Annotated in this window: 9 protein-coding genes and 1 pseudogene; 3 read left to right on the plus strand and 7 right to left on the minus strand. The window is 61.5% G+C overall.

Features of this window, described 5'->3' with window-relative positions; genetic code table 11:
- The coding region (locus ACFFAR_RS14710; protein WP_375508052.1) for an EAL domain-containing protein at positions 1-641 on the plus strand (641 nt) is incomplete at its 5' end.
- 66 nt (positions 642-707) lie between these two features.
- On the opposite strand, the gene ACFFAR_RS14715 is transcribed toward ACFFAR_RS14710, so the two are convergent.
- A complete protein-coding gene (locus ACFFAR_RS14715; protein WP_174363817.1) occupies positions 708-1,361 on the minus strand; it encodes an ureidoglycolate lyase in 654 nt (217 codons plus the stop codon).
- A 252-nt stretch (positions 1,362-1,613) separates the two neighbouring features.
- On the opposite strand from ACFFAR_RS14715, the gene ACFFAR_RS14720 reads away from it, so the two are divergent.
- Positions 1,614-3,818 (plus strand): TonB-dependent siderophore receptor, encoded by a 2,205-nt coding sequence (locus tag ACFFAR_RS14720; protein WP_174363818.1) that lies wholly within the window; start codon positions 1,614-1,616, stop codon positions 3,816-3,818.
- Between the two features lie 135 nt (positions 3,819-3,953).
- Here the strand turns inward: ACFFAR_RS14720 and ACFFAR_RS14725 are convergent, their stop codons facing one another.
- From ACFFAR_RS14725 to ACFFAR_RS14735, 3 genes are all read right to left on the minus strand, one after another.
- On the minus strand, positions 3,954-4,676 hold the full coding sequence (locus tag ACFFAR_RS14725; RefSeq protein WP_083637574.1) for a MipA/OmpV family protein: 723 nt from the start codon (positions 4,674-4,676) through the stop codon (positions 3,954-3,956).
- Positions 4,677-4,741: 65 nt separating this feature from the next.
- Positions 4,742-5,623 (minus strand): alpha/beta fold hydrolase, encoded by an 882-nt coding sequence (locus ACFFAR_RS14730; protein WP_174363819.1) that lies wholly within the window; start codon positions 5,621-5,623, stop codon positions 4,742-4,744.
- A gap of 2 nt (positions 5,624-5,625) precedes the next feature.
- Positions 5,626-6,423 (minus strand): DUF4118 domain-containing protein, encoded by a 798-nt coding sequence (locus ACFFAR_RS14735; protein ID WP_075357481.1) that lies wholly within the window; start codon positions 6,421-6,423, stop codon positions 5,626-5,628.
- Between the two features lie 218 nt (positions 6,424-6,641).
- Between ACFFAR_RS14735 and ACFFAR_RS14740 the strand changes: the two genes are divergently transcribed.
- The gene (locus ACFFAR_RS14740) at positions 6,642-7,448 is read left to right on the plus strand and encodes an alpha/beta hydrolase (protein WP_375508053.1); all 807 of its coding nucleotides are present in this window, start codon (positions 6,642-6,644) and stop codon (positions 7,446-7,448) included.
- 35 nt (positions 7,449-7,483) lie between these two features.
- Here ACFFAR_RS14740 and hydA read toward each other — a convergent pair whose 3' ends face one another.
- From hydA to ACFFAR_RS14755, 3 genes and pseudogenes are all read right to left on the minus strand, one after another.
- A complete protein-coding gene (hydA, locus tag ACFFAR_RS14745; protein ID WP_174365206.1) occupies positions 7,484-8,899 on the minus strand; it encodes a dihydropyrimidinase in 1,416 nt (471 codons plus the stop codon).
- A gap of 22 nt (positions 8,900-8,921) precedes the next feature.
- Positions 8,922-9,857 (minus strand): dihydrodipicolinate synthase family protein, encoded by a 936-nt coding sequence (locus ACFFAR_RS14750; protein ID WP_174365207.1) that lies wholly within the window; start codon positions 9,855-9,857, stop codon positions 8,922-8,924.
- Positions 9,858-9,873: 16 nt separating this feature from the next.
- Positions 9,874-10,105, minus strand: a pseudogene (locus tag ACFFAR_RS14755) (FAD-binding oxidoreductase); the annotation flags it as partial.

The following is a 10,105-nucleotide window of genomic DNA, read 5'->3' on the forward strand; positions in this document are numbered from 1 at the left end:
TCGAATTCATTCCCATCGCTGAAGAGCGGGGGCTCATGCCCGAACTCGGCGCATGGGTTTTGATGAGAGCGTGCCGCGATGCATCGCAATGGCCGGCGCATATCCGGCTCAGCGTGAACGTCTCGCCGGCTCAGTTGCTGTACGAGGACTTCACGGGGACGGTCCAGCGCTCACTCAGCGTGTCGGTTCTGCAGCCGCATCGCCTGGAACTCGAGATCACCGAGACCGCTCTGCTGGAATCGGCGGCCGCGCCGCGTTGCATCCTCGACGAGATTCGCGCGCTGGGTGTCGGGGTTGCGATGGACGACTTCGGTACCGGATATTCTTCGCTCAGCATGCTGCAGAGCTTTCCCTTTACGCGCGTCAAGATAGACCGTGGTTTCGTCAGCGGCCTGGGCCAGAACCCGAAATCGGCAGCGATCGTACGCGCGGTCAGCGGGCTGTGCAGAAGCTTGAGCATTCCGATCATTGCCGAAGGTGTCGAGACGGAAGAACAGAGGCAGGCGCTTTTGCATGAGCATTGCGCAGAGTTGCAAGGCTTCCTCATCGCGCGGCCGGCGCCGGTTCACGCTTTATTGCCCTGGTTCGAGGACTCGCCTCTAGACGCCATGCGAAGCAGTCTCGTGGATCACCAGCTTTGAATCGCGCGTCGGCTCGGCCGCGGATGCTCCGATGAGCACGGAACGCAGGATCTCGACTGCGAACCTTCATACGTCCTTGAGAATCGGCGCCTCGAGAAGGCAGCTGAACTCGCGAGCAAAATCGACAGAGACGCGGGCATGGACCGCACCCTGTTTATCGAAAAATCGCTGTGTTCCTGCAAGAGCGAACACACCTTCGTGCCAGACGTTCGGGTGAATGTAGAGACCCTGCTGCCCGTCGAAGCGAAAGCAGACAAATTTCTCTGGTGCAATGTCGTCGCCTGGCAAGGCCAATGGAACGTAGAACGGACGATGGTCGAGAGGGAAAAACAGTTGGCCGCCGTCCGGGTGGTAGTTCGCGTGCCAGAGCAGCATCTCTCCCGGGGCATTGGCACTGTCGTCGCGAGCTTCTTCGGGTTCGGTCGCGTACGCGAGGATGTAGTTGCCGCTTACAGCCTCGTTTCGACCATAGAGAATGTCTCCGCGCCATTCGCTGACGAACGTCCCTTCGTTGGTGCCTGCTTCGTCCCCCGTTCCAGCGTCAATGGGCCGTGTCCCGGTTGCGGGCCACTGCACGATCTCGATCGAGCACTCGCCCGGGTCGCTCACAAGCCTGCCAAACCCATCGAGCGCGGCAGGGGTGGCGTCGACTACAGGCATCGACACGCGTCGCAGCCCTCGGGGAAGGGCGGGGTTGAGGTAATCGATCACTTTGGGCATTGCGACAGCTTATCCGAGCAAAAAACCTGTTGCTGGTACTCGGACAAGAGAGCGTGCGCACAATTACTTTTGTATATAAATCTGTAATTTTAGAGTGTGCCCAGATGGCTGGAGCTTTCGCATTCCGGACTGTCATTGAAATTTCATAGGGAGATTTTCCGACAAAATTCTTTCTAATAATATTGAGAATCATTATCGTTAACGATACGATGCCGCAAATTGTAAACGTTCGTTTAACCAGGAATGCATTCGATGAAGGCCGAGAAGCGCGACCATCTGCGCACCTGCTACAGACCCGTCGCGGTTGCGCTGACGCTGGTATTTGCATCGGTCGCGCAGGCGGTTGCGGATGAAACTGCAAACGCTGGAGCGCCCACCGCGGCCTCCGCCCCAGACGCGGAAGGTGCGCTTCCAGCAGTCAGGGTAACCGCAGGCCGTGTCAACGGAAGCGAGCCCGAGCGCGGTTACCAGGGACGGCGGGCATCGGTCGCGACGCGTACCGACACGCCCCTGGTCGACGTACCGCAGGCAGTCAACGTGGTCACATCGCAGTCGATCCAGGATCGCGCGCCGGATAGCCTCGCGGAGGCGCTCGAAACCGTGCCGGGCGTGCGCATGGGCAACACGCTCGGCGGTACGCTCGACGCCCTCGTCAAGCGTGGTTTCGGGGACAATCGCGACAACTCGATTCTTCGCGATGGCCTGCAGTCCGTGCAGCCCCGCAACTTCACGCCGACGACCGAACGCATTGAAGTGCTGAAAGGCCCGGCGTCGATGCTTTATGGTATTCAGGACCCGGGCGGTCTCATCAACGTCGTCACCAAGAAGCCGCAACTGGAACGCGCCAATTCGGTCTCCGGGTTTGCAAGCAGCTACGGCGGCGGTGGCGCGCAGGCGGATCTGACCGGGCCGATCGGCACCTCGGGCCTCGCGTACCGGTTCATTGCCGATCACCAGAACGTGGATTACTGGCGCAACTTCGGCTACAACCGGCAAGACACCATTGCGCCGTCGCTTGCATGGTATGGACGCGATACAAGCGTGCTCGTGCAGTACGAGCACATGAACTACTCTGTGCCGATCGACCGCGGGACGATCATCGATACGCGTACGGGCAACCCGGTGTCGGTATCGCCAAAAGAGCGGTTCGACGAAAACTACAACATCTCCGCGGGCCGCTCCGACGCGCTCAACGTACGGGTCGATCGCAAACTGAGTCAGGACTGGACCGTGCACGCGGGGTACGGCTGGAACCGCACGTACTACAACGATCAGCAGGCGCGCGTGCTGACTCCGAATTTCACGACCGGCATTCTTACCCGACGGGTCGATTCCACGCAAAACGGTGTGCAGTCCACGCACAATTTCACGTTGAATCTCGAGGGCAAGGTCACGTGGTTCGGATTGCGAAACGATATCCTGACCGGCTTCGACTACATGCGCAATTACCGCGTGCTGGCGGATTTGTATCGTGGCAAGAACAACTCCACGTTCAACATGTACTCGCCGGTCTACGGCACGCTGCCGGCCACTAACACGTTGTCTCCGGCTGACAGCGACCAGACCGACAAGCTGATTGAGCGCGGCGCATTCATCCAGGACGCGATACATTTCGGCGACCGGTGGATTCTCCTTGGCGGCGTGCGTTATGACGACTTCCAGGAACTGACAGGCAAGGGCAGGCCGTTTGTTGTCGGGTCCACGCAAAGCGACAGCAAGTTCGTGCCGCATGCCGGTCTTGTCTACAAGGTCACGCCGGAATGGTCCACGTATGCGAGCTACAGCGAATCGTTCAGGCCGAATACGTCGATCGCGGCGCCTATCGGCACGTTGCCGCCTGAGCAGGGTCTTGCATACGAGATCGGCACAAAGCTCGAAACCAACCGCATCACCGGCACCGTTGCGCTCTTCGACATCCGCAAGAAAAACATCCAGACCACGCAGACCATCAACGGCGTCAACTTCGTGCGCAACGCAGGCCATGCGCGCTCGCGTGGCCTGGAAATCGATGTGAACGGTCAACTCACGGATCGCTGGAGCGTGATCGCGAGCTACGCGGCGACCGAAGCGCGCTACAAGGACGATCCGCTCGTGGGCGGCAACCCGTTGCCCAACACCCCCAAGCATGAAGGCGCGTTTTATCTCACGCGCGATTTCGGCAACGTCGGGTTCGGACCTGCAAGCGGGCGCGTGCGCGCAGGGGCGGGCGTGCGCGTGTTCAGCAGCATGGCGGTCGGCGATGGCACCGGCAAGGTGTATCAGTTACCGTGGGGTCATGTCGCCGATGCGTTCGTATCATGGAATTCGCATATCTTCGGGCAGTACATCGACTGGCAACTCAACGCGCGCAACATCTTCAACTCCACGTATTACACGGGCAGTTGCTGCACGGGCACGCCGTTCATCAACATCGGCGAAAGCCGGCAAGTGATTGTCACGGCCAAGCTGGATTTTTGAGCATGAAGCGCATTGGGTTTGCGCCGCTGCTCACTTATGGCCGCGTGCAAAAGGGCTTCGCCCCGCTGTCCGCCGCCGATTTCGAACGCGAACGCGAGCGGCTTGCGGGTATGTGGACGCACTTCGTCACGGGTGCTAGAAGCGGTAGAGCACCGACGCCATGCCGTTGAGGTCGAGCCGGCGCTCTGTGATCGGACTGCCGGCGGCGTATCGCTCGAGGCGTCCCACAACTGCCGCGACGTTCGCCGACCAGTGCGGACTGATCTTGTACGTTGCGTTCACGTTGAAGTGAACATCGCGCAAGCCGGAAGCAGTGTCGTAATGCGGCAATCCCGACGCCGCGCTTTCCTGCGGCGAGATGCCGAACAAGGTACGTGTATAGGTCGCATTCGCCCAGGTGAGGCCGGGGCCCATTGAAAGAAGCAAGTTGCCGACAGGCGCCGATATGAACAGATCGCCCATCGCGGTCAGGCCCTGTCCGGTTCCCGCAATGTCCTGATAGACCGCCGCCGCGCCGGTGAACGCCCACCACGTGTAATCGGCGAAGAGCCGCAGCTTCGGTCCGTAGTGCACATCGGGCAGGCCCCTGAGCCGCGCATCGTCGGAGGATGATCTTGACTGGAAGTCGAAGCTCATCGACATGCCGACATGATAATTCTCGCTTCGCAGCACATTGACACCAAGCACATCCGGACCCTGCGAAAACAAGCGGTCCCGCCACGAAATGTCCTGCACGAGGAAGGGCAGCACTTGAAGCTGCGAGGAACCCGGAAACTTCGGGAACAGATACACGCCTGGTCCGACCGAGATCTTCCAGTCGCTGTCGGCCGGCGTTTCATCGGCGTGCGCGAATCCCATCGTGCAACACGCAAGTGCCGCTGCGAGCGCGGTGCAATGGCGACTAATCGATGCCTTGCGGGTCCTCACGCTTTCCCCGCAACGGTCGCCAACTGCCTCAATCGCCGCGCAAGCGCGCGTGAAACGACGGGCGTCGGATTGTTGCTCGACACTGATGCCGCTGCGCTTTCGCGCAGAAAAAGCGCGCACTCCCGGGCAACGACCTCGCGTTCGTTGTCGGATGTGATCATATGGTAGGAGTCATCGAGCCAGATGGTGCGAAGAAACGACGCCCCGACGTTCGCCGCGACAAAGCGCGCGTTGTGCGGGCTCGACGTCTCGTCGTCAATCGCGTGAATGATGAGGCAATCGGCATTGATGGTTTTCAGCTTCTTGCGCACCGAGCCCGCCAGCCGGCTTGCTTCGTGAAGCGCAGGCAGCGCTATGGATGCAGGCCCGACTTCGCTGATTTCGCCCCTTTGCATCGCCCGCGCGATCTTCGAGCGCAACGCTTCGTTGCGCAGGCCGTAGGGCTCATGCTCGCGATACCGATAGCGCGAGCGCATCGGGGTGTAATAGGCGTAGTCGAGCAGGAATCGATACCAGGGAATAGCCCAGCCGTCGTAATTGAGCGTGATCGACAGCAACAGCAAGGCGCGTGCGGCCGGGCGCTGCTGCGCCACGGCGGCGGCCAGCGTCGCGCCCATGGAGAGTCCGCAGACCGATACGTGCTGGTGCTGCGCGGCGAGCGCATCGAATTCGGCAACCGCTGCACTGATCCACTGCTCCATCGGCACGTGTCCCGTGCCCGCACTGTAGCCAGGCAGTTCCGGCGTGTGCGTCACGAAGCCTTCTTCGGTCAGAAGGCGTGCAAGAAACCGCAATTCAGACGCGGAACTCGACAGCCCGTGCAGCAGCAGCACAGCGTGATCGTTGCTTCGGGCGGGGAGACTTTGAGGCGCGTTCATGGTCAGTCTTCCGCCCGGAGGATGAGAAAATCGCCGGACGGCGTGGTGAAGCGTTCGCACATGCATTCGACTGCCCGCCAATCCTCGGCTCCAGACAGAAAACGCATGCGGTGGTGACCCGGCACCAGCCGGTCGCTCACACGGGCCAGATCTTCCTGGTGCACTTGCGAATGCCTGGCGCCGTAGGCAATGCCTGCACGGAACGATGCGTCGTCGGTCGTGCCACCGGGCGTCGAGCTTACCGCCGCCGCGACGAAACTGCTGGGCGGTGCGCTTGTTGCTGGATCGAGCGCCTTGATGAGTATGAGCGAGCGGGTGTGCTGCGCAATGTGATGCAGCATGCGATGCATTTCGTCCGTGGCGCGACGCACGAGCAGGCGTTCGTTATCCCCGCGCAGCAGCATCTCATAGCGGGAGTGCGCCACTGCTGCCAGCATCTCGGCGCGATACTGTGCGCGCCTCAGGCGCTCGACCAGTGTAATGACCACCATGGTAATGAGCGGGTACGAGACCAGCAGCCGGATATCCGACGCGTCGATGATGTCAATGCGTCCGTACGGCGGTACGAACAGATAATCTGCGAGACACAGCCCCGCCAGCATCACGCAGATTGCAGGCGCGAGGCCACAGTAATACTCCACGAGCACGGCGGTGATAAGAAAAGCGGTCCCGGGCATGATCGGGCCGAGCAGCGGGTGAAGAATCAATCGGACGACGGCTGCGGTACATAGTGCGGCTGTCGCGATCATCCATCGTTTGCGGCCGCGCGGAGCCCATCGTCGAGAATTCCTGACTTCCATTCGATTCTTTTTCCGCTACGAGATAACGTTCGCCTATCTAACGGCTGTTATGCAAAACACTTTAATTACGTGACCTGCTGCGTCTCAAGATTCCGATAAAACAGTACCGCTACAAATGCAGTGTGTTCGCAACCGGGGCATTGCGGATGGTGCATCGGGTAGGGGATTGTACTTATACTGGCCGGGACCTTCATGAAAACTACCGCGCGAGACATGGCATGCGCCTGCTTGACTATACCCTACGCTTTGCTGTCGCTGCCTACCTGACGGCGGCGCTGGCGTTGTATCTGATGCAGGATCGCTTGCTGCTTCCCTCCACGCCCGACGCAGCCGATCTGCGCACGGTCTCGCTTGCGGGCGAGCGCATCGATGTGTGGAAGGCGGGCGGCGAGTACGCGGGTTACGTGGTCACGCCAGCGGGGCAAGCACCGCGCGGTACTTTTATCGTTTATCACGGCAACGAAGAGTCGGCGGAGACCAAGTTGCCGCTCGCCGACGTATTCGTTCGCGCCGGGTATCGTGTTGTCATTGCCGAGTACCCTGGGCATGGCAGGCGACAAGGCGAGCGCACCATGAAGGCAGCGGTCGCCGCTTCGCGCGAAGTCTTTGCGGCTGCGCTCGCGCAATGGCGCACACCGCTTTACCTGGTGGGGGAATCGCTGGGCGCGGGCATGGCTTCGCAAGTGGTGAAGGGCAACGAGTCGTCAGTCGCGGGCGTCGTCCTGATTACGCCCTGGGATTCGCTTGCCGACGTGGCCGGGGAGAAATATCCGATTTTCCCGGTGAAGTGGATGCTGCACGACAGATTCGATTCGGTCGCAGCCGTAGCGCGTTACGACGGGCCGCTCGTCATCGTCGGTGCGCAGCAGGACACGTTGATTCCGGTCGCGCACGCACAACGTTTTGCGAGCGAACACGACCGTGCGCGCCTCATGCTGTTGCCCACCGCCGATCACGACACGTGGATGGGCGCCATGAGGCCGCAGGACTGGCAACGCATCCTGCAATGGCTGAACGCCGCATGACGGTGCGCCTGCAGGCTTGTAGCCTGGCGTGACGCTTACCAGTGCGCGCCGAGTTCGCCACGCGCGACGAACTCTCCTCCACCGGAGCGGCCGACCCAGTCGTTGTCATCGATCAGCAGTTCGCCGCGCAGCAGCACTTTCTTCACACGACCGGTTACGCGATGGCCTTCGAACAGCGTGAAATCGCAATCGCTGTGCTGGGTATCGGCGCTGATGGTGTGCGACTCGTCGGGATCGAACAGGACAATATCGGCATCGCTGCCAACGGCGATCGTGCCTTTCTTCGGAAACAGCCCGAAGAGCTTTGCGGGCGCAGTCGACATCAACTCGACGAAGCGATTCAGGGAGATCCTGCCGGGACGCACGCCCCCGTCGTAGACCACTGTCATGCGGGTCTCGACGCCCGGCACGCCATTGGGGATCTTCGAGAAATCGTCGGCGCCGAAGGGCTTCTGGTTGACGCGTCCGAGATGCCCTTCCTTCATGCAGTAAGGGCAATGATCGGTGGAGATCAGTTGCAGGTCGTCGGTCTTGAGTGCGGTCCACAGGGCGTTTTGCGCATCCTTCGAGCGCAGCGGCGGACTCATCACGTAGCGCGCGATATCGAAGCTTTCGTCGGCGTAAGCGGACTCATCGAAGAAAAGGTAATGCGGGCACGTTTCCGCGAACACGGGAATGCCGAGATCGCGCGCCTCGATCACATGCTTCAACGCTTCCTTCGCCGACAAATGCACGAAGTACACTGGCGCCTCGGCCAGTTCGGCGAGCTTGATGCCGCGGTGCGTCGCCTCGCCTTCCATGATGGCAGGACGCGTGAGCGCGTGGTACTTCGGCGCGGTATGACCTTGCGCGAGCGCCTCCTTGATCAGCAGGTCGATGATCGTGCCGTTCTCGGCGTGCAGCGCAATCATTCCGCCGTGCTGGCCGACCATGCGCATGGCCTGGAAGATGGCGGCGTCGTCGGACATGACGGTGCCGGGATACGCCATGAACATCTTGAAGCTCGACACGCCTTCGTGCCGGATTGCGTACTGCATGTCGCCGAGCACGCGCTCGTCGACCTGGGTGACGATCACGTGAAACCCGTAGTCGATGCTCGCCTTCGAATCCGCCTTGCCGCGTGCCCGCGCAATAGCATCGAGAGGACTCGTGCCGGCCGTCTGAAGCGCGAAGTCGATGATCGTGGTCGTCCCGCCGAACGCGGCGGACCGTGTGCCTGACGCAAAGTTGTCGGCGGTGACCGAAGGCCCGAAGGTGTTTTCCATATGCGTGTGGCAATCCACGCCGCCGGGGAACACGAGCAGGCCGGCTGCGTCGATCACGCGCGCGTCCTCGCCGCCCTCCAGGTTCAGTCCAATGCAGACCACGCGCTCGCCTTCCACCAGGATATCGGCCACGTAATCGTCCACCGCCGTGATGATGCGGCCGCCTTTGATCAGGGTTCGTGTCATGCGTGGCTCCTTGTCAGAATCGTTAAAGACGGGTTGCGATGCTCAGGGCGTCATCGAGACGCGCAAGTTCGAGTGCCGACAGCGGCGAAATGGGCGGACGCATCGCCGCGTTGGGAAAGCGGCCCAGCCGATGCAGGCAAGCCTTCAGGCGCGCGTTTGCATGCGCGCCGGGCGCCGTGCCGTAGATGGCTTTCGCAAGCGGATAAACGCGTTCGTGCAGGCGTTGAGCTTCGGCGAGATCGCCGTTCTTCACCGCCCGGTACAACGCCACGATGAGTTCCGGCACGACCGCAGCGAGGCTCACCAGACTGCCCTCGGTGCCCGTGACGAAGCAGGTGAAAAGGTGTTCGTCGCCGGAAGCCATCACGGCGACATGGGGCGCGACCGTTTTGACCAGCCGCCGGTTCGCCTCGTAGGCGGCGGTTTCCCAACTGCCTTCCTTGATCGCCACGACTTCCGGCAAGCCGGCCAGCGCGGTCAGCATCTCGGGCGTGTACGCCATGCCGCCCGTGCCGACGCCGGCCTGATACAGCATCATCGGCATGCGGGCTTCGGCGTTCACAATCCGGTGGTGGGTGAGGACGGTATCGAGATCCGTCGACAATGCCCATGAGAACGGCGGGAACAGCAGCAGGGCATCGGCGCCGGCTCGTTTTGCATCGTTGGCGTGCGACTGCGCCTCGTAGCTGTCCTCGGAATTTACGCCCGCCACGATGATCAGCCGGTCGCCGCATACATCGTGCGCAATCTCGACCACGCGGCGCTTGTCCGCCGCTGACAACATGAAATTCTCGCCGGCGTGGCCGTTCACGAGCAGTCCGGCAATGCCGTCCACTGCAGATACGTCCGCGATGTGCCGCTTGAGCGCGGCTTCGTGCACATGGCGCCCGTCGGTGTCGAGCGGACAAAGGGTGGCGGCGTAAATACCGTCATAGGGAGCGTCGTGCGTCGGGATCATTCTCGTGGTCTCGGGTTCAGGCAGGTTTGACAGTATTGGCGGTCGATGAACCGGGCGGCACAATCAGCCGCGCAGGATCGAAGAGCGGCATGGCGGGTTCTTCGCCAAGGATGGCCTGGCTCAGCAGCCGGCCCATGTAAGGGCCGCTCGTATAGCCCGAATGCACGCAGCCGATGACCCATGCGCCGGGCAAGCCGGGCAGCGCGCCAAGCATGGGCATGGCGTCGGCGGTTTCAGATTCGAGTCCG

The organism is uncultured Caballeronia sp. (assembly GCF_964243625.1).
Taxonomy (GTDB): domain Bacteria; phylum Pseudomonadota; class Gammaproteobacteria; order Burkholderiales; family Burkholderiaceae; genus Caballeronia.

Excerpts from the sequence above, each read along its gene's own strand:
- ACFFAR_RS14715 (WP_174363817.1), bottom strand. The coding sequence starts at position 1,361 with ATGCCCAAAGTGATCGATTACCTCAACCCCGCCCTTCCCCGAGGGCTG.
- ACFFAR_RS14720 (WP_174363818.1), top strand. The coding sequence starts at position 1,614 with ATGAAGGCCGAGAAGCGCGACCATCTGCGCACCTGCTACAGACCCGTC.
- ACFFAR_RS14725 (WP_083637574.1), bottom strand. The coding sequence starts at position 4,676 with ATGGGATTCGCGCACGCCGATGAAACGCCGGCCGACAGCGACTGGAAG.
- ACFFAR_RS14730 (WP_174363819.1), bottom strand. The coding sequence starts at position 5,623 with ATGAACGCGCCTCAAAGTCTCCCCGCCCGAAGCAACGATCACGCTGTG.
- ACFFAR_RS14735 (WP_075357481.1), bottom strand. The coding sequence starts at position 6,423 with ATGGAAGTCAGGAATTCTCGACGATGGGCTCCGCGCGGCCGCAAACGA.
- ACFFAR_RS14740 (WP_375508053.1), top strand. The coding sequence starts at position 6,642 with ATGCGCCTGCTTGACTATACCCTACGCTTTGCTGTCGCTGCCTACCTG.
- hydA (WP_174365206.1), bottom strand. The coding sequence starts at position 8,899 with ATGACACGAACCCTGATCAAAGGCGGCCGCATCATCACGGCGGTGGAC.
- ACFFAR_RS14750 (WP_174365207.1), bottom strand. The coding sequence starts at position 9,857 with ATGATCCCGACGCACGACGCTCCCTATGACGGTATTTACGCCGCCACC.